The 21,529-nt window shown below is 68.6% G+C and carries 19 protein-coding genes and 1 pseudogene; 14 read left to right on the top strand and 6 right to left on the bottom strand.

Annotated elements, in window-relative coordinates; genetic code table 11:
• Positions 1-117 precede the first annotated feature (117 nt).
• Positions 118-1,398, top strand: coding sequence for an NAD(P)/FAD-dependent oxidoreductase (locus AC1DCG_RS09205; protein ID WP_477037011.1), 1,281 nt, complete (start codon positions 118-120; stop codon positions 1,396-1,398).
• 154 nt (positions 1,399-1,552) lie between these two features.
• Here the strand turns inward: AC1DCG_RS09205 and AC1DCG_RS09200 are convergent, their stop codons facing one another.
• Entirely contained in the window at positions 1,553-2,659 is a 1,107-nt protein-coding gene (locus tag AC1DCG_RS09200; protein WP_477037020.1) for an anhydro-N-acetylmuramic acid kinase, read from the bottom strand.
• Positions 2,660-2,857: 198 nt separating this feature from the next.
• On the opposite strand from AC1DCG_RS09200, the gene tyrS reads away from it, so the two are divergent.
• The 7 genes from tyrS (at position 2,858) to AC1DCG_RS09165 (ending at position 7,467) form a co-directional block, all read left to right on the top strand.
• Positions 2,858-4,186: a tyrosine--tRNA ligase gene (gene tyrS, locus AC1DCG_RS09195; RefSeq protein WP_477041459.1), complete on the top strand. Its 1,329-nt coding sequence runs from the start codon at positions 2,858-2,860 to the stop codon at positions 4,184-4,186.
• A 69-nt stretch (positions 4,187-4,255) separates the two neighbouring features.
• Positions 4,256-4,720 (top strand): peroxiredoxin, encoded by a 465-nt coding sequence (locus AC1DCG_RS09190; protein ID WP_165255875.1) that lies wholly within the window; start codon positions 4,256-4,258, stop codon positions 4,718-4,720.
• A 47-nt stretch (positions 4,721-4,767) separates the two neighbouring features.
• On the top strand, positions 4,768-5,019 hold the full coding sequence (locus AC1DCG_RS09185) for a CopG family ribbon-helix-helix protein (protein WP_477030130.1): 252 nt from the start codon (positions 4,768-4,770) through the stop codon (positions 5,017-5,019).
• Complete coding sequence (locus AC1DCG_RS09180) at positions 5,019-5,294, top strand: type II toxin-antitoxin system RelE/ParE family toxin (protein ID WP_165255878.1); 276 nt, start codon at positions 5,019-5,021, stop codon at positions 5,292-5,294. Before AC1DCG_RS09185 ends, AC1DCG_RS09180 begins: the two co-directional genes overlap by 1 nt.
• Before the next feature lie 214 nt (positions 5,295-5,508).
• Positions 5,509-6,660, top strand: a complete 1,152-nt coding sequence (locus tag AC1DCG_RS09175) for a M23 family metallopeptidase (protein WP_477037013.1) — start codon at positions 5,509-5,511, stop codon at positions 6,658-6,660.
• A complete protein-coding gene (locus AC1DCG_RS09170) occupies positions 6,641-7,135 on the top strand; it encodes a bactofilin family protein (RefSeq protein ID WP_477037014.1) in 495 nt (164 codons plus the stop codon). Before AC1DCG_RS09175 ends, AC1DCG_RS09170 begins: the two co-directional genes overlap by 20 nt.
• An 86-nt stretch (positions 7,136-7,221) precedes the next feature.
• Positions 7,222-7,467 carry a hypothetical protein gene (locus tag AC1DCG_RS09165; protein WP_477030126.1) on the top strand — a complete coding sequence of 82 codons (246 nt, stop codon included), beginning with the start codon at positions 7,222-7,224 and terminating at the stop codon, positions 7,465-7,467.
• Between the two features lie 67 nt (positions 7,468-7,534).
• On the opposite strand, the gene prfB is transcribed toward AC1DCG_RS09165, so the two are convergent.
• From prfB to AC1DCG_RS09150, 3 genes are all read right to left on the bottom strand, one after another.
• A protein-coding gene (gene prfB / locus AC1DCG_RS09160; RefSeq protein ID WP_165255884.1) for a peptide chain release factor 2 occupies positions 7,535-8,654 on the bottom strand; the annotation gives its coding sequence in 2 pieces (ribosomal slippage) (positions 7,535-8,584 and positions 8,586-8,654; 1,119 coding nt in all).
• 74 nt (positions 8,655-8,728) lie between these two features.
• A complete protein-coding gene (locus AC1DCG_RS09155) occupies positions 8,729-11,110 on the bottom strand; it encodes a penicillin-binding protein 1A (protein WP_477030125.1) in 2,382 nt (793 codons plus the stop codon).
• Positions 11,111-11,393: 283 nt separating this feature from the next.
• Positions 11,394-12,590, bottom strand: coding sequence for an N-acetylmuramoyl-L-alanine amidase family protein (locus AC1DCG_RS09150; RefSeq protein ID WP_477037015.1), 1,197 nt, complete (start codon positions 12,588-12,590; stop codon positions 11,394-11,396).
• Positions 12,591-13,129: 539 nt separating this feature from the next.
• Here AC1DCG_RS09150 and AC1DCG_RS09145 point away from each other — a divergent pair.
• The 4 genes from AC1DCG_RS09145 to AC1DCG_RS09130 all read left to right on the top strand — a co-directional run bounded on the left by AC1DCG_RS09145 (position 13,130) and on the right by AC1DCG_RS09130 (position 18,653).
• Complete coding sequence (locus AC1DCG_RS09145) at positions 13,130-15,811, top strand: Rne/Rng family ribonuclease (protein ID WP_477037016.1); 2,682 nt, start codon at positions 13,130-13,132, stop codon at positions 15,809-15,811.
• Positions 15,812-15,962: 151 nt separating this feature from the next.
• Positions 15,963-17,369: a M48 family metalloprotease gene (locus AC1DCG_RS09140; protein ID WP_165255891.1), complete on the top strand. Its 1,407-nt coding sequence runs from the start codon at positions 15,963-15,965 to the stop codon at positions 17,367-17,369.
• 29 nt (positions 17,370-17,398) lie between these two features.
• Positions 17,399-18,136, top strand: coding sequence for a DsbA family protein (locus AC1DCG_RS09135; RefSeq protein WP_165255892.1), 738 nt, complete (start codon positions 17,399-17,401; stop codon positions 18,134-18,136).
• A gap of 187 nt (positions 18,137-18,323) precedes the next feature.
• Positions 18,324-18,653, top strand: a complete 330-nt coding sequence (locus AC1DCG_RS09130) for a hypothetical protein (RefSeq protein WP_477030121.1) — start codon at positions 18,324-18,326, stop codon at positions 18,651-18,653.
• A 262-nt stretch (positions 18,654-18,915) separates the two neighbouring features.
• Here the strand turns inward: AC1DCG_RS09130 and AC1DCG_RS09125 are convergent, their stop codons facing one another.
• Together AC1DCG_RS09125 and thiS are read right to left on the bottom strand one after the other, a co-directional pair.
• Positions 18,916-19,731 (bottom strand): thiazole synthase, encoded by an 816-nt coding sequence (locus AC1DCG_RS09125; protein ID WP_165255896.1) that lies wholly within the window; start codon positions 19,729-19,731, stop codon positions 18,916-18,918.
• 855 nt (positions 19,732-20,586) lie between these two features.
• Positions 20,587-20,787: a sulfur carrier protein ThiS gene (gene thiS / locus AC1DCG_RS09120; protein WP_058346516.1), complete on the bottom strand. Its 201-nt coding sequence runs from the start codon at positions 20,785-20,787 to the stop codon at positions 20,587-20,589.
• A gap of 78 nt (positions 20,788-20,865) precedes the next feature.
• Between thiS and AC1DCG_RS09115 the strand changes: the two genes are divergently transcribed.
• Positions 20,866-21,309, top strand: a complete 444-nt coding sequence (locus tag AC1DCG_RS09115; protein WP_058346515.1) for a type II 3-dehydroquinate dehydratase — start codon at positions 20,866-20,868, stop codon at positions 21,307-21,309.
• 38 nt (positions 21,310-21,347) lie between these two features.
• Positions 21,348-21,529: pseudogene (locus AC1DCG_RS09110) on the top strand (acetyl-CoA carboxylase biotin carboxyl carrier protein); the annotation flags it as partial.

Here is a 21,529-nt window from a genome sequence, read left to right as displayed (position 1 = left end):
GCGCTCCTCATCCTGAGGCGCGAGCCAGAGGCGAGCCTCGAAGGACGCAACTGCGAGACAGCCCCGCCGCAAAGTTCTAAGACCGGAGGTATCGCTATCAGCGGAGATCGCCGGTTCATGCACTATGACATCGTGATCGTCGGCGGCGGCGCGGGCGGCCTTGAGCTCGCCGCGCAGCTGGGCCGGAAGCTGGGGCGGCGCCAGGGCAAGGAGCGGATCCTGCTGATCGACCGCTCCGGCTTCCACATCTGGAAGCCCACCCTGCACGAGGTCGCCGCCGGCACGCTCGACGTCCACCAGGAGGGCCTGTCCTACCCGATCCTGGGCCGCGCCAACCACTTCAGCTTCCACCTGGGCGAACTGTCGGCCCTGGACCCGGCCGCCAAGCGCCTGACGCTGAAGGCCATAACCACCAAGGACGGCGCGGTGCTGGTCCCCGAACGCTCGATCACCTTCACCTGGGGCGTGATCGCCATCGGCAGCGGCTCCAACCTGTTCGGCACGCCCGGGGCCGAGACCGCCCACCTGCTGGAGCGCACCGAGGACGCCGAGGCCTTCCATACCCGCCTGCTGGCCGCCTTCATGAAGGCCTCGTTCGCGCCCGAGCGCACCATGGGCGTGGCCATCGTCGGCGGCGGCGCCACCGGCGTCGAACTGTCGGCCGAACTGCTGGAAGCCCATCGCGCCCTGCTGCAGAGCCTGGGCGCCGAACAGCGCTTCCGTCTCGACATCACCATCGTCGAGGCCGCCCCGCGCATCCTGGGCGGCCTGCCCGACAAGACCTCGGCCCAGGCCACGGTCGCGCTGGAGCGCAAGGGCGTGCACGTACGCACCGACGCCAAGGTCATCGCCGTCCATCCCGACCGGCTGGAGACCAGCGTCGGCGACATCCCCGCCGACCTGATCGTCTGGGCCGCCGGCGTGAAGGCCGCCGACAGCAATGTCGAGCTGGGCCTGGAGACCAACCGCCTCAACCAGTTCGTGGTCAACGACCGGCTGGAGACCTCCGCACCGGGCGTCTGGGCCATGGGCGACTGCGCCGCCTGCCCGTGGAAGGACGGCAAGTTCGTTCCCGCCCGCGCCCAGGCCGCCCACCAGCAGGCCAGCTATCTCGCCAAGGCCCTGCTGGCCCGCCTGCGCCAGGCCCGGCTGGAAGAGCCCTATGTCTACAAGGACTTCGGCTCGCTGGTGTCGCTGGGCGAGAACAAGGGCGTCGGCGCCCTGATGGGCGGACTGGGCGGCCCCAACTTCTTCATCGAGGGCCTGGTGGCCAAGTGGTTCTACGTCTCGCTGCACCTGGCCCACCACAAGGCCATCCTCGGCGTCAGCAAGACCGCCACCCTGGCGCTGGCCCGACTGCTGCAGCAGCGCGTGGCGGGGCGGCTGAAGCTGCACTGACTCCCCCTCTCCCAGAGGGAGAGGGAGGGGCCCGCGCGAAGCGTGGGAGGGTGAGGGGTTACGCCGTGGGCCGGCGTGCCGGCACGCCGTCTTCAGCCCCTAACCCCTCATCCGGCGGCCTCCGGCCGCCACCTTCTCCCCCCAGGGAGAAGGATCACGGATTGACGATCCGCCCGCCCGTCATCGGCGCCTTCACCCCCGTCGTCCCCGGAAAGCTGATCGGCAGCCCCCGCGCCGTACGCGCCGCCAGATACGCAAACGCTTCGGCCTCGATGGCGTCGCCGCGCCAGCCGTAATCCTCGGCCGCCTTGACCGGCACGGGAACCCGCTGCGCCAGCGCCGCCATGATCTGCGGATTGTGCCGCCCGCCGCCGCAGACGATCAGCGCGCTGGGCGGAGCGTCGTTCTTGTCGAAGGCCTTGAACACGGCCGCCGCGGTGAAGGCCACCAGGGTCGCGGCCGCATCCTGCGCCGACAGGTGCGCCACCGCGTCCAGCGAGAAGTCGTAGCGGTCCAGCGACTTGGGCGCCGGGGCCGCGAAATAGGCGCTGGCCAGCAGGCTGTTGAGCGCCGCCTCGTCCACCCTGCCCGCCGCCGCCAGCCTGCCGCCCTCGTCGAAGCGGCCAAGCCCGCGCTCCTGCAGCATCAGGTCGATCATGCCGTTGCCGGGGCCGGTGTCGAAGGCCAGCAGGGTTCCGTCCGCGCCGATCAGGGTGATGTTGGCCACCCCGCCGATGTTCAGCGCCGCCACCGGCGCGGCCAGGCCCGAGGCGCGGGCCCGGGCCTCGTGATAGATCGGCGCCAGCGGCGCGCCCTCCCCGCCGGCCGCCACGTCGGCGGTGCGGAAGTCGAAGGCCACCGGCCGTCCGGTCAGGGCCGCCAGCCGTTCGGCGTCGAGCAACTGCACCGTCCGTCCCACCCGCTCGGCGTTGGGGCGCTCGTGCAGCACCGTCTGGCCGTGCACGCCCAGCAGGTCGAACGCGTCCCAGGAAAGGCCGTGCTCGGCCAGGAAGCTGTCGGCGGCGTGAAAGTGCTCCTCGGCCACCTCGTGGCGAGCGTAGGCGAAGATCGCGGGCTCAGGCTCGCCGCGCTTCCAGGCCAGGGCCTGGCGGGTGGTTTCGAGCAGAAGCGCGCGGGTCTCCTCGCGCAGCTTGCGCTCGCCGCTAGGGCCAAAGCCCTGGATCGCCTCGCCGTCGGTGTCGAGCACCGCCATGTCGACGGCGTCGAGCGAAGTGCCGGTCATGAATCCGAGAATGCGCATGGTTGCGTTGACTGCCACGCCCCGCCTCGGGTAGCTAGGCCCCATGACCGCCAAGGCCCTCAAGACCCGAGCCTATTACCGCCCGCTGATCTAGCGGGCGAACGACCGGTCATGTCGACGCACCGCCACCTGGCCGGCGATGCGTCCTTCTCCCTTCAAGACGACGTCTCCGGCGCCCAGCCTTCAAGGAGACTATCGATGAAACCCTCGCCACAGACCGCCCCGCCCGTGCTAGACGCGCGGACCAGCGATACAGAGAGTCGAGCCATGTCCGCGCCGCAGAGCTTCAAGTCCGAATTCCTCAAGACCCTGCAGGCGCGCGGCTACATCCACCAGATCACCCACCCGGACGAGCTGGACGCGGCCGCCGCCAGCGGCGTCGTCACCGCCTACATCGGCTTCGACGCCACCGCGCCGTCCCTGCACGTGGGCTCTCTGATCCAGATCATGATGCTGCGCCGCCTGCAGCAGGCCGGCCACAAGCCGATCGTCCTGATGGGCGGCGGCACGACCAAGGTCGGCGATCCGACCGGCAAGGACGAAAGCCGCAAGCTGCTGTCCGACGCCGACATCCAGGCCAACATCGCCGGCATCAAGCAGGTGTTCGCCAGGTTCCTGACCTTCGGCGACGGACCGACCGACGCCATCATGGTCGACAACGACGAGTGGCTTTCGAAGTTCGGCTACGTGCAGTTCCTGCGCGACTACGGCGTGCACTTCACGGTCAACCGCATGCTGGCCTTCGACTCGGTGAAGCTGCGGCTCGAACGCGAGCAGCCGATGACCTTCCTCGAGTTCAACTACATGCTGATGCAGGCCACCGACTTCCTGGAACTGAACCGGAAGTACGGCTGCGTGCTGCAGATGGGCGGCTCGGACCAGTGGGGCAACATCCTCAACGGCGTCGAATTGACGCGCCGCGTCGACCAGAAGGCCGCCTTCGGCCTGACCACGCCGCTCTTGGCCACGGCCTCGGGCGCCAAGATGGGCAAGACCATGTCGGGCGCCGTCTGGCTCAACGCCGAGCAACTTTCGCCCTACGACTACTGGCAGTTCTGGCGCAACACCGAGGACGCTGACGTGGGCCGCTTCCTGAAGCTGTTCACCGACCTGCCGCTGGACAAGATCGCCGAGCTGGAGGCCCTGCCGGGCGCCCAGATCAACGAGGCCAAGAAGGTGCTGGCCGACGAGGCCACCCGCATGGCCCACGGCGAGGACGCCGCCAAGGCCGCCCGCGACGCCGCCGAAAAGGCCTTCGAGCAGGGCGCGCTGTCGGCCGACCTGCCGACGGTCGAAGTCGCCGCCTCGGTCCTGGCCGAAGGCGTGGCCCTGGCCGTGCTGGCGACCGACATCGGCCTCACCGCCTCGCGCGGCGAAGCGCGACGCCTGGCCCAGGGCGGCGGCCTGCGCCTCAACGACGCCCAGGAAAAGGACGGCGACCGCCTGGTGACCAACGCCGACCTGATCGACGGCGTGGTCAAGCTGAGCCAGGGCAAGAAGAAGATCGTGCTGGTCAAGCCGGTCTAAGCTGATGCTTCATCCCGGGTCGCCCGAGCCGACCCGGGATGCTTGCGTGATGGTTTTGGAGAGAGTGCGATGCTGAGCCCCGGCGACAAGGCCCCCGAGTTCGACCTGCCCACCGATACCGGCCGCGTCAGCCTGGCCGGCCTGAAGGGCAAGAACGTCGTGCTCTACTTCTACCCGAAGGACGACACGACCGGCTGCACTTCCGAGGCCCTGCAGTTCTCGGCCGAGGTCGAGGAGTTCGCCAAGGCCGGCGCGGTGGTGATCGGCGTGTCCAAGGACAGCGCCGCCAGCCACGGCAAATTCCGCAAGAAGCACGACCTGACGGTCGAGCTCGGCTCCGACACCCTGGGCGAAACCGTCGAGGCCTACGGCTCGTGGGTCGAAAAGAGCATGTACGGCCGCAAGTACATGGGCATCGACCGCTCGACCTTCCTGATCGACGGCGAAGGCGTGGTCCGCGAGATCTGGCGCAAGGTGAAGGTGCCCAACCACGTCAAGGCGGTGCTCAAGGCGACCCAGGCCTTGAAGGGCTAGCAATGAGATCTCGCTGGGCTACCATCGGGGTCCAGCCGGAGTCGCCCGTGCACACCAAGGTCTTGACCGTCGAAGTGCCCGCCCCGCTGGCCGATCAGATCGGCCGGCTGGCCGTTCGCCAGGATCGATCGCAGGACGCAGTCGTTCGTGAGGCGCTGACCGCCTGGGCCGATCGCGAGGAACGCCGGCGCACGCTGACCATCGAGGGCATAGCCGACGTCGACGCCGGCCGCCTTGTCGAGCAGGCCGCGATGGAGGCTTGGGCCGAAGGCCTCGACAGCGATAGCCCGCGGCGCTGATGCGTCTGGTCTGGACCGGCAAGGCCGCGTCGGACCTCGCCCGCCTTCACGCCTTCCTGGCGGACGTGAACCCACGCGCCGCCGCCCGCACGGCCAGGGAACTTGTGGCCGCTCCCAAGCGCCTTCTCGACGCGCCCAGGCTCGGCGAGCGGCTGGAAGAGTTCTCCCCGCGCGAAGTGCGACGCCTGGTGATCGGCGGCTATGAGCTCCGCTACGAACTGACCACGACCACGATCTTCGTGCTGCGGCTCTGGCACACGCTGGAAGACCGGTAGCCAAGCCCCACTGTGGCGCCGGCGCCGCAAAGTCACGCTTTTCCGCCACTTCTCCCGTGTCGCGTGTAGCCAGCCCGTTCATGTCGGGTTAATCGACGCAAGTTCATGGTCGAAACTTGGCCATCCGCGCCTTCGCAGGTGCGAAGAGTCTTGCGCATTTCCGCTTTCTCGTTGCATATCCCCCAGACCTTGAAAACTGGGGGGTTTCCTGGGCATGGCGATCGCGCATTTTCAACGCCTGCGTAAGACCCTCGAAGGTCTGTTTCCGGAACGTCATCTGTATGTCCGCTCGGGCGGCGAGATGCGCGGCTACGTGCTGTCGACCAACAAGCAGCTGGCCTGCGCGGCCGGCGTCGGCGCCGCGGCGCTTTGGATGGGCGTCTGCACCGCCGCCATGCTGGTCAACGCCCTGGCCGTCAGCAACACCGACCAGGTCGTTCTCAAGCAGAAAGCCTATTACGAGCGCATCAACGCCGACCGCCAGGCCCGTCTGAACAGCGCCGTGGCCCAGCTGTCGGCCACCAGCGGCTCGCTCGACGAACTGGCCACCTCGGTCGAAAAGCGCCACGCCGCGCTGGCGCTGCTGGTCAGCGACTTCAAGGGCGCGCCCGGCGCCGCCCAGGCCCTGGCCGTCAACAAGCCGACCCCGGCCTCGGCCTCGCCCGTCGAGCGGATCCAGGCCACGCGCATGGATCAGGAACGCCTGATCGACGCCGCCGAGGGCTATTCCAAGAGCCGCGCCGAGCGCCTGCGCCAGGCCATGCGCATGGCCGGCCTCGACGCCGGCAGCTTCACCGGCCGCGGCGGCTCGCTGGGCGGCCCGCTGATCGAGGCCAAGGACCCCCGCGCCCTGGCCGCCGTGCTGGACGTCGACGAGGAGTTCGCCGCCCGCATCCACCGCGCCGCCAGCGACATGTCGGACATGCGCGCCCTAGGCGCCGCGGCCCAGCGCCTGCCGTTCAACCGCCCGACCGCCAACCCGGCCCTGTCGAGCAGCTACGGCGTCCGCTTCGACCCGTTCACGCATCGCCCGGCCTTCCATTCGGGCCTGGATTTCCCCGGCGCCTTCTACACGCCGATCATGGCCACCGCGCCCGGCGTGATCTCGTTCACCGGCGTGCGCTCGGGCTACGGCAACACCGTCGAGATCGACCACGGCGGCGGCTTCAAGACCCGCTACGCGCACCTGCAGGGCATCGCCGTCCGGGTCGGCCAGCGCGTCGTCATCGGCCAGCGCGTCGGCGCCATGGGCTCCACCGGCCGCTCCACCGGCCCGCACCTCCACTACGAGGTCTGGGTCAATGGTCGCGCCCAGAACCCCAACCGCTTCCTCAAGGCAGGCGAGTATGTTCAGCAAGCCGGCTAAGGGGTCCAAGACCCCGGTCCAGATCGAGCCCCTTCCCGCCCTGGTGCCCGCGCCGGTCGAGACCCGCAAGGCCCCGCCCCGCGTGGCCTCGCTGATCTCGTCGGACATCACCATCGAGGGCGGCGTCAACGGCGACGGCGAACTRCAGATCGACGGCGTGGTGCGCGGCGACGTCCGCGTGGGCCGCCTGACCGTCGGCGAGACCGGCCATGTCGAAGGCGGCGTCTTCGCCGAGGCCGTCGAGATCCGCGGCCGCGTGGTCGGCGCCGTCACCGCCAAGCAGGTGCGCCTCTACGGCACGGCCTATGTCGACGGCGACATCACCCACGAGCAGCTGGCCATGGAAACCGGCGCCTTCTTCCAGGGCCGCAGCCTTAAGTTCCAGCGCCAGGCGCCGCCCCAGGCCGCGCCCGTGGCCGTCGCCCCCGCCGCTCCGACCGCCGACCTTACGCTGACGGCGCGCCCGGTCGGGTAGGGCTCGCCTTGCCATCTTCGCCCAAGCTCGGCTGGCGCGCCTCGCTGAGAGCGCGGGATCGCAGGCGTACGCGCCAGTCCACCTTCGTGATCCTGGCCTGGATCGGCGCGCTGCTCGCGACGTGCGTGGTCTCCGTGGGCTTGGCCGGATGGGCCTGGATCGTGCTTTTCGACGCCGCTCCACCTTGGGACCTGATCGGCGGCGCATTGGCGCTCCTAGAAACGCCGCTCTTCATATGGTTGGCCAACCGCCGCGTCGCGCCTCTTCCACCGGTCCCCGGCGAGACGGCCGAGGAAATGGCCGCGAACGCCTTCTTCCGCGATCGCACCTAGGCCCCCAAACGAAAAACGCCCCGGATCACTCCGGGGCGTTCGTCGTTTCAGGCAAGACCCAAGGGCCTCAGCCCTCGGCGTCCCGCGTCGCGCCGACCCGCTGGGCCAGCGAGGCGCCCATGAAGGCGTCCAGATCGCCGTCCAGCACGCCGGCCGTGTCGGAGGTCTCGACGTTGGTCCGCAGGTCCTTGACCATCTGGTACGGCTGCAGGACGTACGAGCGGATCTGGTGACCCCAGCCGATGTCGGTCTTCTGGTCGTGCAGCGCCTGCTGGGCGGCTTCACGCTTCTGAAGTTCGGCCTCGTACATCCGGGCGCGCAGCATCTTCCAGGCCTCGTCGCGGTTCTGGTGCTGCGAACGGCCGGCCTGGCAAGCCACCACGATCCCGGTCGGGATGTGCGTCAGGCGCACGGCCGAGTCCGTCTTGTTGATGTGCTGCCCGCCGGCGCCCGAGGCGCGGTAGGTGTCGGTGCGCACGTCCGACGGGTTGATCTCGATCTCGATGGTGTCGTCGATGACCGGATAGACCCAGGCCGAGGCGAACGAGGTGTGGCGACGGGCGCTGCTGTCGTACGGGCTGATGCGCACCAGGCGGTGCACGCCGGCCTCGGTCTTCAGCCAGCCATAGGCGTTGGCGCCCTTGACCAGCAGCGTGGCCGACTTGATGCCGGCCTGGTCGCCGTCGGTCTCTTCGATCAGCTCGGTGGTCATGCCGTGGGCGTTGGCCCAGCGGGTGTACATCCGCAGCAGGATGCCGGCCCAGTCGCACGACTCGGTGCCGCCGGCGCCCGAGTTGATTTCGATATAGGCGTCGTTGCCGTCGGCCTCGCCCGACAGCAGGGCCTCAAGTTCGGCGCGCGCGGCGCGTTCCTTGATGGCCTTCAGCTGCGCACGGGCGTCGTTCAGGGAGTCCTCGTCGGACTCCATGTCGGCCAGTTCGGCATATTCCAGCGCGTCCTTGACGTCGCGCTCGATGCTCTGCACCGCCTCGACCTTGGCGGCCAGGTTGGCGCGCTCGCGCGACACGGCCTGGGCCTCTGACGGACGGTCCCACAGCGTCGGGTCTTCGACCCGAGCGTTCAGTTCATCGAGTTTTCTAAGGGCGACATCCCAGTCAAAGACGCCTCCTGAGCAGTCCAACGGACTGCTCGATGTCGGCCGCAGCGGCCTCGACATCCGGTCTCATCACGTAACTCCGTGACACAAAGTGAAGGGCGCGGGAGATACCCCGCGACCAGATTCAGCGCAACCGCGCCGGGGTCAATAAAGCCCGCTGATGTCGGGCTGCTTAGGCTGTTGCCTGGGCTGCGGCTCCGACGGCGAAGGCTGGCCGGTCGGCACGCCGTTGGGCCAGGCGTCGCCGTACGAGATCGGTCCGCCGGTCGGCGTCGGCGCGGCGACCTTGGGCTCGGTGCCCGGACGGAAGGCCTCGCGGATGCCGCGCACCATGGCGAACTTGGCCGTCTTCGGCGGCTTGAAGTCGGTCTTGGGCTTGTCTTTCAGCGCCACCTTCATGAAGTCGATGAACACCGGCACGGCGTCCTGCGACCCCGTTTCGCCCGCGCCCAGCGAGCGGTTGTCATCGAAGCCGACGAACACGCCGACGATCAGGTCGGGCGAATAGCCGATGAACCAGGCGCTGCGATACTCGTTGGTGGTGCCGGTCTTGCCCGCCAGCGGATAGCCCAACTGGCTGACCGAGGCGGCCGTGCCGCGCTGGACCACGCCCTGCAGCATCGAGGTGATCTGATAGGCCGTGACCGGGTCCATGACCTGCTCGCCCGGCGCGGTGATGCGCGGGCTCTCGTCGCCGTTGAAGCCGTTGTCGCACCGCGAACAGTCACGCTTGTCGGCGCGGAAGATCACCTTGCCCTCGCGGTCCTGCACCAGCTCGATCAGGTGCGGCTCGATGCGACGGCCGCCGTTGGCGAACGGCGCGTAGGCCGCCGTGATCTTGAACGGCGTGGTCTCGCCGGCCCCGAGCGCCATGGCCAGCACGGGCGCCATGTCGCGCGTCACGCCGGTCTTCTTGGACATCTCGATGATCTTCTTCATGCCCACGCCCTGGGCCAGGCGCACGGTCATGGCGTTGACCGACCGCTCCAGGCCCTTGCGCAGCGGCAGGGCGCCGTAGAACTTCTTCTCGTAGTTCTCGGGGCTCCAGTCCTGGCCGTTGGCGCCCTTGAAGGTGATGGCGCTGTCCAGGATCACGCTGGCCGGCGTGTAGCCGTTCTCCAGCGCCGTGGCGTAGACGAACGGCTTGAACGACGAGCCGGGCTGGCGCATCGCCTGGGTCGCCCGGTTGAAGTTCGACAGCGAGAACGAATAGCCGCCCACCAGGGCCACCACGCGGCCGGTATAGGGCTCGATGGCCACCAGGGCGCCGTTGACGGCCGGGATCTGCTTGAGGCGATAGGACGAGGTTCCCGCCACCTGCTCGACGAACACCAGGTCGCCGACCTTCAGGCCCTTGCCGGCCTTGGCCCAGGCGACGTCTTCGCCGGTGAGGCTCCCCTCCCCTTCGTCCTTGACCAGGCGCACGCCGCCGCCGGCCGAGGTGATCACCGCCGCGCGCCAGCCGCGCCGCTCCGAAGGCGGACGCTTGGCCTGGGCGGCCTTCTCCCAGCCCTCGTCCAGGCTCTCGACATGGCCCCAGGCCCCGCGCCAGCCGTGGCGGCGGTCGTACTTCTCCAGCCCGTCCATCAGCGAGGCCCGCGCCGCGGTCTGCAGCGTCGGGTCCAGCGTGGTGCGCATGTAGTAGCCGCCCTCGCTGATCCGCTCGCCCAGGGTGGCCATGCCGCGCTGGCGCACTTCCTCGACGAAGTAGTCGGCGTCGGCATAGGCCGCGCGCTTGGGCGCCGGCTGCACGACCAGGTCCTCGGCCTTGGCCTTCTCGGCCTCGGCGCGGCTGACCCAGCCCAGGTCCGCCATCTGGTCGAGGATCCAGTTGCGGCGGGCGATCGCCTTGGCCTTGTTGCGGATCGGGTGGTAGTTGTCCGGCCCCTTCGGCAACGCCGCCAGGTACGCCGCTTCCGACAGCGAAAGCTCGGGCAGCGACTTGCCGAAGTAGTTGTAGGCGGCCGAGCCGACGCCGAACGAGCGGTAACCCAGCCAGATTTCGTTGAGGTACAGCTCAAGGATCTGCTGCTTGTCGAGCGACTGTTCCAGGCGCCGGGCCAGGATCGCTTCCTTGAACTTGCGGCCGACGGTGGCGTCGCTGGTCAACAGGACGTTCTTGGCCACCTGCTGGGTGATCGTCGAGCCGCCTTCCAGGCGCCGACCGCGCATGGCGTTGCCGACGTTCTTGAGCATCGCGCGCGAGAAGCCGCCCACGTCGACGCCGCCGTGCTTGAAGAAGTTGCGGTCCTCGGCGGCCATGAAGGCCTGGGCCAGCTGCGGCGGGATCTGGTCGTAGGGCACGAAGATCCGGCGTTCCTTGGAGTATTCGCCGATCAGGGTGCCGTCCCAGGCATAKACGCGCGTCGCCGTCGGCGGACGATAATCCTGCAGCTCGCCGGCGTCGGGCATGTCGTGGAACAGCCACGCGGCATAGATGGCGATGGCGAAACCCGCCACCGCGATCGTCGACAGCACCGCGACGCCGGCTATGGCGATCCATCTTTCGGCGGGCTTCAAGTCCACACGGCCTCCGTCGAGCGACGCGACGGCCGCGCGCTCAAATCATCCAGAGGATGGCTGTAACCCGCATCGGGCGAGGCGCCAACGCCCCTGCCCTCCCAACGGACGTCATCCCGGCCGAAGCGAAGCGCAGAGCCGGGACCCAGGGGCCGCCGCGTTGCCTTGGCCGCCGCCGGGGAGATGGACTGCATGCAGCGCCCAGTCCCCTGGGTCCCGGATAGCCTCTGCGAGGCTTCCGGGATGACGAGGATTGTTAGCTGTTACTGCCGGAGAAAACGCCCCCGCCTCAGCGGGCGCTGATCCGGGTCTGGGTCGCGAAGTAGCTCTCGATCGAACTGGCGACGGCGTTCATCAGCCGCTCGCGGCCGTGCGGGCTCTTCAGCAGCTTCTCGTCCTCGACATTGGTCATGAAGCCCATCTCGAGCAGCACCGCCGGCACGTCCGGCGCCAGAAGCACGATGAAGCCGGCGTCGCGGTGGCTGCGGCGCAGCAGCACGGTCTCGTCACCGACCTTTTCCAGCAGGGTCTCGGCGAAGGCGGCCGAACGGTTCTTGGTGGCGCGCTGCGACAGGTCCAGCAGGATCTGGCCGACCGCGCGGTCGCGGCCCGGCAGGCTGGCCTTCATCAGCCAGTCGTCCTTTTCCAGCACCCGGGCGGCGCGCTCGGCGCCCTTTTCCGACAGGGTGTAGACGCTGGCGCCGCGGGTGCCGACGTCGGGCCCCGAGTCGGCGTGCAGCGAGATGAACAGGTCCGCGTCGGAGCGGCGGGCGATCTGCACGCGCGATTCCAGCGGGATGAAGGTGTCGGTGTCGCGGGTCAGCACGACGTTGAAGCGGCCGGACTTCTCCAGCTTGGCCTTCAGCGCCTTGGCCGCGGCCAGGGTGACGTCCTTCTCGTTGGTGTTGGCGCCGGCCGAGCCGGGATCCTTGCCGCCGTGGCCGGCGTCGATGACGATCGTCTTCTTCAGCTTCAGCGTCGCGGGCTTGGCCGGGGTCGAGATGGTGGTCGGACGCATGACGGCGGCCCCGGCCGAGGCCGGATCGGCGGCGGCCAGGTCGATCACGTAGCGAAAGGCGGTCGCGCCGTCGGCGGGCGGCAGCAGGAAGCGGCGCTTGACCACGGCCTTGGACGAAAGATCCAGCGACAGGCGCGCGCCGCCGGCCGCCTCGTCGATGACCCAGCGGTCGACCAGCCCATGGCCGGCGCCCTGCAGGTCGCCGGAGACCGTCACGTTGGGCAGGCCCACGACGACTCGGCTGGCCGCGGCGCCGTCGCCGATCAGCTTGCCGACCGCGGCGCGGTCGAGGTCGATAACGACTCGGGTCTCGGCGCGATCGCCGCCGAAGCGGACCTTCTGGACGCCGGCGGCGGGCGCGGGGCCCTGCACGGTGGCGACGGCCACGCCGGCGAGCGCCAGCGCGCCGACGATCACGGCCGCCTTCGCCCAACCCGTTCGCGCTGCTCCGATGACGACCTTACGCATTACCGCCCAGCCAATGGCGTTACCTGAAAAACCAATGACGGATATCGCCCGGGGCGGGTAGAGAAACCGTTAAGGAAACCGTCGACTTCATCAATTTCGCCGGTTGCTCCACGGCGCTTTTCATTTGTCTTCCGATGTTGCTAAAGTGGCGCCGTGCGCAGAGCGACGTCGTCAGACATGGCGCTTTGCGTGAGTGGTTCCCAAATGACGGACGCGTCCATAGCGCCCTCAAGCCGGAACCGCCGGACTTTTGAGTTTGCGGGCGATGGTCGGCGCGGGGCGGATGTCTCGACGGCCTGAGCCCAAAAGGGCCCGCGTCGGGCCCTGGCCGTTCCCGGCGACGACGCGTCATCCGATCCGCGCCATTCGGCGCGTCAAAGGAAACAAACGAAACCCCATGGGCTGCGCCGCACCCGATCGCCTCTGGCAACCGCCCTTCGAACTTCGCTCCGGCGAAGTCGCGGTCTGCGATGCGCGCGCCCTCCTTTCATATCGGCGCCCGGGCCTCGCGCCCGCCGCGCGCCGTGGAGATTCCCTGTATGTCGAAGAAGATGTTGATCGACGCCGCCCACGCCGAAGAGACGCGTGTGGTGGTCGTGGACGGTTCGCGGGTTGAAGAATTCGATTTCGAGAGCCAGACCCGCAAACAACTTCGTGGAAATATCTATCTCGCCAAGGTGACCCGCGTTGAACCCAGCCTCCAGGCTGCGTTCATCGAATACGGCGGCAACCGCCACGGTTTCCTCGCCTTCAACGAGATCCACCCGGACTACTACCAGATCCCGGTCGCCGACCGCGAAGCGCTGATGCGCGATGATTCGCACGACGACGAGGACGACACCCCGATCTCGCGCCGCGCCACCGGCGGCGACGACGAGGACGACGCCAACGATCACGCCATCGACGACGAGGAAGACGACGTCGAGGAAGAGCTGGCGCGCCGCAAGCGCCGCCTGATGCGCAAGTACAAGATCCAGGAAGTGATCCGCCGTCGGCAGATCATGCTGGTCCAGGTCGTCAAGGAAGAGCGCGGCAACAAGGGCGCGGCGCTCACCACCTACCTGTCGCTGGCCGGCCGCTACGGCGTCCTGATGCCCAACACCGCCCGCGGCGGCGGCATCAGCCGCAAGATCACGGCCGTGACCGACCGCAAGCGCCTCAAGAGCGTGGTGCAGAGCCTGGACGTGCCGCAAGGCATGGGCCTGATCGTCCGCACGGCCGGCGCCAAGCGCACCAAGGCCGAGGTCAAGCGCGACTACGAATACCTGCTGCGTCTGTGGGAGAACATCCGCGACAACACGCTGCACTCGGTCGCGCCGGCGCTGATCTACGAGGAGGAAGACCTCGTAAAGCGCGCCATCCGCGACATGTACGACAAGGACCTGGACGGCATCTGGGTCGAGGGCGAGGCCGGCTACCGCGAAGCGCGCGACTTCATGCGCATGCTGATGCCCAGCCAGGCCAAGAAGGTCTTCCCGTACCGCGAGGCCACGCCGCTGTTCGTCAAGAACCGCATCGAGGACCACCTGGCGCAGATCTACTCGCCGGTCGTTCCGCTGCGTTCGGGCGGATATCTGGTGATCAACCAGACCGAGGCCCTCGTCGCCATCGACGTCAACTCGGGCAAGGCCACGCGCGAGCGCAACATCGAGGCCACGGCCCTCAAGACCAACATCGAGGCGGCTGAAGAAGCCGCCCGCCAGCTGCGCCTGCGCGACCTGGCCGGCCTGATCGTCATCGACTTCATCGACATGGATGAAGCCAAGAACAACCGCACGGTCGAGAAGGTCCTCAAGGACGCCCTCAAGGACGACCGCGCCCGCATCCAGATGGGCAAGATCTCGGGCTTCGGCCTGATGGAGATCAGCCGCCAGCGTCGCCGCACCGGCGTCCTGGAAGGCACCACCCACGTCTGCGAGCACTGCGAAGGCACCGGCCGCGTCCGCTCGGTGGAATCCAGCGCCCTGGCCGCCCTGCGCGGCGTCGAGGTCGAGGCCCTCAAGGGCAGCGGCGCCGTGACCCTGAAGGTCAGCCGCGCCGTCGGCATCTACATCCTCAACGAAAAGCGCGCCTACCTGCAGCGCCTGCAGCTGAACCACGGCGTGTTCGTCACCGTGCTGGTCGATGACGGCCTGCGCCAGGCCGAGCACGAGATCGAGCGCACCGAGCTGGGCGATCGCATCGCGCCGCCGGCCATCGCCTACGAGCCCGATCCGGTGTTCGACGACGTCTTCGACGACGAGGACGAAGACGAGGAAGAAGAAATCATCGCCGACGAAGGCGACGAGGACGAAGACGAGGACGAAGCGCCCCGCAAGGCCCGCTCGGACGACGACCGCAACGGTCGCCGCAACAAGCGCCGCCGCCGCGGCCGCCGTGACGAGGAGGCCTCCGACGAGGCCGCCGAGGACGGCGAAGGCGCCGAGTTCGACGCTGAAGGCGACGCCGACGGCGACGACGAGGATTCGCGCCGCCGCCGCCGCCGTCGTGGCCGTCGCGGCGGTCGCCGCGGAGGTCGCGAGGACGGCGATCGCGCCGCCGACGTCTATGTCTGGAACCGCCCGCGCGTTCCGTTCGGCGACAACCCCTATGTCTGGCACGACCCGGAAGCCCTCGAAGCCCGTGGCGGCGAAGGCCGTCGCGACCGCGGCGAGCGTCCGGAACGCCCCGAGCGCCAGGAACGCGCCGAGGCCGCCGAACGTCCGGAACGCGCCGAGCGCTCGGAGCGCCGCGAACGCCGTCGCGGCGGTCGTGACCGCCAGCCGGCCGCCGAGACCCCGATCGCCCCGGTCGTGGTCGAGGACGTCGCCCCGCTGGTGCTCGAGCCGCCGGTGATCGAAGGCCCGCCGGCCGACGTCTGGGTCGAACTGCCGACGCCGGAAGAGGCCGCCCCGGCCAAGAAGCCGCGCCGCTCGCGCAGCCGTGGCCGCAAGGCCGCCGCCGAGACCGAGGTCGAGACGACCGAGGCCGTCGAAACGGTGGAAGCCGTGGAAACGGTCGAAGCCGTCGCCGAACAGCCGGTCGTCGAGGCCGTCGTCGACGCCACGCCGATCGTCGCCGCCGACGTCGAGATCGCCCCTGAGCCGGCTCCCGAGCCGGTGGCCGAAGCCGCTCCGGCGGCTGTCGAGCCCGAACCCGCGCCGATCGCCGCCGAGCCCGATCCGAACGAGGTCGGCGCTCCGCCCGCCCAGCCCAAGCGCGGCTGGTGGCGTCGCGGCTGATCCGACCGCAAAGGACCGCGGCGGCGCCATGGCGTCGCCGCGGTTCGCGCCTATATCCCCTCCTAGACAAGCCACGCCCTAGCGATTTCCAGCCGTGCCCCGGGCACGCTAGACTGCCGGACGGCGCGGGGGCGCGACCAGGAGACCATCGATGACGTCCCGCAAGAGGACCGTCGGCAAGACGTTCGGCGCCGGCCTTTCCGCCCTCGCCCTGCTGGCCTCCGCAGCCGCCCCGATCGCGGCCAGCGCCCAGGGCCTGTCGCTGATCCGCGACACCGAGATCGAAGAGATCCTGCACCGCGATTCCGATCCCATCTACGCGGCGGCGGGCCTGGACCCCAAGACGGTCCGCATCCTGCTGGTCGGCGACAAGGAACTGAACGCCTTCGCCACCCAGGGCCTGATGATGGGCCTCAACACCGGCCTGATCCTGCAGACCGAGACCCCCAACCAGCTCAAGGGCGTCATCGCCCACGAAACCGGCCACCTCGCCGGCGCCCATCCGCTGCGCTCCGACGAGATGATGAAGGCCGGCCTCAAGCCGATGATCCTGACCATGGGCTTAGGGGTTCTGGCCGCCCTGGCCGGGGCTCCCGACGCGGGCGCCGTGCTGATGGGCAACGCCAGCTATTTCGGCACCCTGGGCGCGCTGGGCTACAGCCGCGAGCAGGAGTCCCGCGCCGACCAGGCCGGCGCCAACTTCCTGGAGGCCACCGGCCAGTCGGGCCGCGGCCTCGTCGAGTTCTTCGACAACTTCCGCTACCAGGAGGTCTTCGACCAGTCGCGGCGCTTCGCCTATTTCCGCAGCCACCCGCTGTCGTCCGACCGCATCGAGGCGCTGCGGGCCAAGGTCGAGCGCCTGCCGCACTACGACGCCGTCGACACCCCCGACGAATTGGCCGAACACGAGATCATGAAGGCCAAGCTGGAGGGGTTCATCAATCCCCAGACGGCCCTGATCAAGTACAAGGAAACCGATCGCAGCTTCCCGGCCCGCTACGCCCGCTCGATCGCTTACTACCAGATGAAGGAGCCAGACCGGGCTCTGAAGATCCTCGACGACCTGATCGCCGAGAACGACAAGAACCCCTACCTGTGGGAGCTCAAGGGCCAGATCCTGTTTGAGTTCAACCGCGTGGCCCAGGCCGAGGAGCCCCAGCGCCGTTCGGTGGCGCTCAAGCCCGACGCGGCCCTGCTGCGCATCAACCTCGGCCAGACCCTGATCGGCCTGGATGACCCCAAGAAGATCGAGGAAGGCGTCGCCGAGCTGAAGCGCGCCCTGATCAACGAGGGCGACAACGCCGTCGCCTGGCGCCTGATGGCCCAGGCCTACGACAAGCAGGGCAAGGACGGCGAGGCCCGCCTGGCCACCGCCGAGCAGTACTTCAACCTGGGCGCCGTGCAGGAAGCCCGGGTGTTCGCCATGCGCGCCCGCGAGCTCCTGAAGAAGGACACGCCCGACTGGCGGCGCGCCACCGACATCGTGCTGGCCTCCCGCCCCAGCGACCAGGACCTCAAGGCCCTGGCCAAGGAAGGCCTGACGGCGTCCAATCCCTGATCGCCGATTCCCCAAAGACCGAGATCCGAATGCCTCTTCGCCGCTCCCTCGCCCTGGCCGCCGCCGCCCTCGTCCTGACGACCGGCATGGCCGCCTGCAGCCAACCCAAGAGCGACGAGGAATTCGGCAAGAAGGTCCGCGCCTATCTGCTGGAGAACCCCGAGGTCCTGCTGGAGGTCAGCGCCAAGCTGCAGGAAAAGCAGATGGCCCAGGCCGCCTCGAAGTCGCAGGGCGCGATCGCCAAGCACCGCCAGGCCATCGAGCGTGATCCGCGCGACTTCGTGGCCAACCCGAACGGCACGATCACCGTCACCGAGTTCTTCGACTACAAGTGCGGCTACTGCAAGCTGGCCGCCCCGCAGGTGGTCGAGATCATCGAGAAGAACCCCGACGTCCGCTTCGTCTTCAAGGAGTTCGTGATCTTCGGGCGTGATTCCGAACTGGCCGCCCGCATGGCCATCGGCGCCCAGGCCCAAGGCAAGACCCTGCCCGTCTACAAGGGCATGATGGCCGAGAAGAGCCTCGACGAGGCGGCCATCGCCCGCATCGCCAAGGCCGCCGGCGTCGACGTCGAGAAGGCCCGCGCGGACGGCGCTTCGGCCGCGGTCACCCAGCAGCTGCAGGACGTCCAGGGCCTGGCCCAGGCGCTGCACATCGAAGGCACGCCGGCCTTCATCGTCGGCGACAAGATGATCCCGGGCGCCGACATGAAGGCCCTTAGCCTGGCCATCGAGGAAGCCCGCATCGCCGCCAAGAAGAAGGGCTGACGCTCCGGCCGATCGGGCGGCAAGGATCGCCCGGCGGTTGAAACGTCGCGGCAAGCTTTGCCGCGACGGGCCTTGGCTTCCGCGACACGCTGTCGCAACCTTTTGAAATCTTTGGAAACGCCGTGCCAGCCCCTGCTTGCACGGCGTTTGCTTGGCGCCTCCCGCCAGATCAGCGGCGGGAGTTCTCATGCTTGTCTCCGGTTCCAATCCCTGGGCGACGATGTCGACCAACGCGGCCAGCCGCGTCGACAGCGTCACCTCGGCCTTCACGCCCGCCACGACCGGGACCGGCGGCGCCTCCGCCCGCCAGGACCTCTACGACTACGCCGCCAAGTCTCCGGCCGAGAAGATGCGCGCGGCGATCCTCGGCAAGCTGGGCCTGACCGAGGAAGACGTCGCGGCGATGGATTCCAAGGAGCGCGAGAAGCTGGAAGCCAAGATCAAGCAGATGATCAAGGACGAGGTCACCCAGCAGGCCGAGGAAAAGAAAGGCGTGCTAGTCGACTTCAAGGCCTAGAAGAAGATCCTCCCCCTCTGGGGGAGGTGTCCGCGAAGCGGACGGAGGGGGGCCGTTTTCAGCTGGTGCTGAGAGGGCAGGCCTACACCCCTGCCCGCCTCTCAATCGTCATCCCGGCCGCAGCGAAGCGAAGAGCCGGGACCCAGGGGCGGCCGCAACGCGCCGGCCGCCGTCCAGTAGAAAACCTAGCCGCAAAGCCCAGTCCCCTGGGTCCCGGGTCTGCGGCGCTTCGCGCCTCCGCCCGGGATGACGAGGATAGGCGCTAGATCAGCCCCGCCAGCGGCGAGCTGGGATCCGCGTACAGGCGCTTCTGCATCCGGCCGGCGAGGTAGGCCTCGCGACCGGCGATCACGGCGTGCTTCATGGCCTTGGCCATGCGGATCGGGTCCTTGGCTTCGGCGATGGCGGTGTTCATCAAGATGGCGTCGCAGCCCAGCTCCATGCCGATGGCCGCGTCCGAGGCGGTGCCGACGCCCGCGTCGACCAGCACCGGGACCTTGGCGTTCTCGACGATGATCCGCAGGTTGACCCGGTTCTGGATGCCCAGGCCCGAGCCGATCGGCGCGCCCAGCGGCATGATCGCCACCGCACCGGCCTCTTCCAGCTTCTTGGCGTAGACGGGGTCGTCCGAGCAGTAGACCATCACCTGGAAGCCGTCGGCGACCAGCAGCTTCAGCGAGCGCAGGGTCTCTTCCATGTCCGGGAACAGGGTCTTGGGGTCGCTCAGGACCTCCAGCTTGACCAGGTCCCAGCCGCCGGCCTCGCGGGCCAGGCGCAGGGTGCGCACGGCGTCCTCACCGGTGAAGCAACCCGCCGTATTGGGGAGATAGGTGAACTCGGTCGGCTTGATGTAGTCGACCAGCAGCGGCTGGCTCGGGTCGGTCAGGTTCACGCGGCGCACGGCCACGGTGACGATCTCGGCCCCGGCCGCGCGAGCGGCGGCGGCGTTGGTCGCATAGTCCTTGTACTTGCCCGTGCCCACGATCAGGCGCGAGCGGAAGGTGCGACCAGCGACGGTCCAGGTTTCGTCGGCGGAGGCGGCCGGCGCGGCGGATTCGGGGGAGACGTGCGCGTTCATGCGGCCGGTTTACGCCTGGGCAGCCTGGGTTTCAAATCCGTAGAGGCGCGGATCGGGAACCTCCCCCAGATCCTCCCCCTCTGGGGGAGGCAGCCCAGAGGGCCGGAGGGGGCTGTGCAGCTTCCCCATCCGTAAAATCCCCGCGAAAGCGGGGATTGGACGGATTTGTGGATCGGACGGGGATAGAGCCCTGTCGATCCTCGGCGTTCGCCGAAAAGTCCTGAACCAATTCAGCCGCTTGCAACTTTCTCACGCGCCTGGATCAGACGCGCTCAGAACGCCCGCATAATCATTGGGTCCCGTCGCGGGGAGAGGGCGCAAGGATCCGGCCCGAAGCGTGCGACGTGGATGCGATCGAGCGGGGCTGAAGGAGCGGCGTGAGCCGGGCCTGAAGGCTTAAATGAGGATGGGGGACGTAAACCCATCCATCGGTTGGTCCGTCGGTATGGACCTCCGCCCGTCCAAGGGTCCGCGCCGCCATGCACGCCTGGCCGCCAAGAAACGGGGCGCACTGCATGGGGAAGGGGCAAAAGGTGGAAGAGGCCTGCGCGCCCCGGCCTGAGGAATAACGATCGTGCGGGGCGTTCAGCTTCGTCGAAACGGTACTTTAAACAAACACATCCGGGCGAGGCCCGGACGCCCCGCGCCCTCTCCATCAACTTCCGTGGTTTCCACGAGAGGCTGAGAAGCCGTGCGTCCTTCGAGGCTCGGCTTCGCCTCGCGCCTCAGGATGAGGACGTCGGGTGCGCTGATCTCCTCATCCTGAGGCGCCCGCGCAGCGGGCCTCGAAGGACGCAAGGCGCCAGCCAAGATCCTCCCCCTGAAGGGGGAGGTGGCCCGAAGGGCCGGAGGGGGTCACCCGCCGCCTATAAACGTCACGATCTCGATCCGATCCCCATCGGCCAGCGCGGTGTCCGCATAAAGCGAGCGCGGCGCGATCTCGAGGTTGCGTTCGACCGCCACCTTGCGCGCGTCCAGGCCCAGGGCGGCCACCAGGTCCGCGATGCTGGCGACGCCGTCGAATTGGCGGTCTTCGCCGTTCAGTAGAAGTCTCATCTCACCTCCGAAGCGAGCCCTGCTTGTGACGCGGCGGAACCGGCTATACAAGACCTCCGGAATCGACGGCGGAGCCGAATGGTCAAACCGATCCATGTGCTGAGCGGGCCCAATCTCAACCTGTTGGGAACGCGGGAGCCCGAGATCTACGGCAAGGACACCCTGGATGACGTGCGCGTGCGCTGCGAAGCGCGGGCCGCGGCCAGGGGGCTTTCCGTCGTGTTCCGGCAGAGCAATCACGAAGGCGTGCTGATCGACTGGGTGCAGGAAGCCCGCACCGAGGCCAGCGCGCTCGTGATCAATCCGGCGGGTTATGGACATACCTCCATCGCCCTCCTCGACGCCTTGAAGACCTTGAATATCCCGGTCATCGAGTGTCACCTGTCGAACCCTGCGGCGCGGGAGGAGTTCCGCCGCCACACCTTCGTTTCGCTCGCGGCGACCGGCCTGGTCTCCGGCTTCGGCGCTGCGAGCTATGAACTGGCCATCGAGGCCGCCGCCGGACTGATCAGCGTCGACTGACGTCCGCGCCCCGGCCCCAACTGATAAGGTAAGCTTCAATGTCTAATCCGAAGGCCCCCGCCGAGACGGCCGAAACCCCGTCGATCGACGCCCGCCTGGTCCGCAAGCTGGCCGACATCCTGAAGGACACCGGCCTGACCGAGATCGAGGTCGAGCATATCGGCCTGAAGATCCGCGTCGCCCGTGAAGTGACCGTCGCCCCGGCCGCCTACGTCCAGGC

The organism is Caulobacter sp. 10L414, from assembly GCF_056395525.1.
This window is presented reverse-complemented; position numbering and strand designations above follow the sequence as displayed.

Coding starts and splice junctions, on each gene's coding strand:
- AC1DCG_RS09135 (WP_165255892.1), top strand. CDS start 17,399: ATGCCTCTTCGCCGCTCCCTCGCCCTGGCCGCCGCCGCCCTCGTCCTG.
- AC1DCG_RS09115 (WP_058346515.1), top strand. CDS start 20,866: ATGGTCAAACCGATCCATGTGCTGAGCGGGCCCAATCTCAACCTGTTG.
- AC1DCG_RS09205 (WP_477037011.1), top strand. CDS start 118: ATGCACTATGACATCGTGATCGTCGGCGGCGGCGCGGGCGGCCTTGAG.
- AC1DCG_RS09180 (WP_165255878.1), top strand. CDS start 5,019: ATGCGTCTGGTCTGGACCGGCAAGGCCGCGTCGGACCTCGCCCGCCTT.
- tyrS (WP_477041459.1), top strand. CDS start 2,858: ATGAAACCCTCGCCACAGACCGCCCCGCCCGTGCTAGACGCGCGGACC.
- AC1DCG_RS09130 (WP_477030121.1), top strand. CDS start 18,324: ATGCTTGTCTCCGGTTCCAATCCCTGGGCGACGATGTCGACCAACGCG.
- AC1DCG_RS09145 (WP_477037016.1), top strand. CDS start 13,130: ATGTCGAAGAAGATGTTGATCGACGCCGCCCACGCCGAAGAGACGCGT.
- AC1DCG_RS09200 (WP_477037020.1), bottom strand. CDS start 2,659: ATGCGCATTCTCGGATTCATGACCGGCACTTCGCTCGACGCCGTCGAC.
- AC1DCG_RS09175 (WP_477037013.1), top strand. CDS start 5,509: ATGGCGATCGCGCATTTTCAACGCCTGCGTAAGACCCTCGAAGGTCTG.
- thiS (WP_058346516.1), bottom strand. CDS start 20,787: ATGAGACTTCTACTGAACGGCGAAGACCGCCAATTCGACGGCGTCGCC.
- AC1DCG_RS09140 (WP_165255891.1), top strand. CDS start 15,963: ATGACGTCCCGCAAGAGGACCGTCGGCAAGACGTTCGGCGCCGGCCTT.
- AC1DCG_RS09150 (WP_477037015.1), bottom strand. CDS start 12,590: ATGCGTAAGGTCGTCATCGGAGCAGCGCGAACGGGTTGGGCGAAGGCG.
- AC1DCG_RS09190 (WP_165255875.1), top strand. CDS start 4,256: ATGCTGAGCCCCGGCGACAAGGCCCCCGAGTTCGACCTGCCCACCGAT.
- AC1DCG_RS09125 (WP_165255896.1), bottom strand. CDS start 19,731: ATGAACGCGCACGTCTCCCCCGAATCCGCCGCGCCGGCCGCCTCCGCC.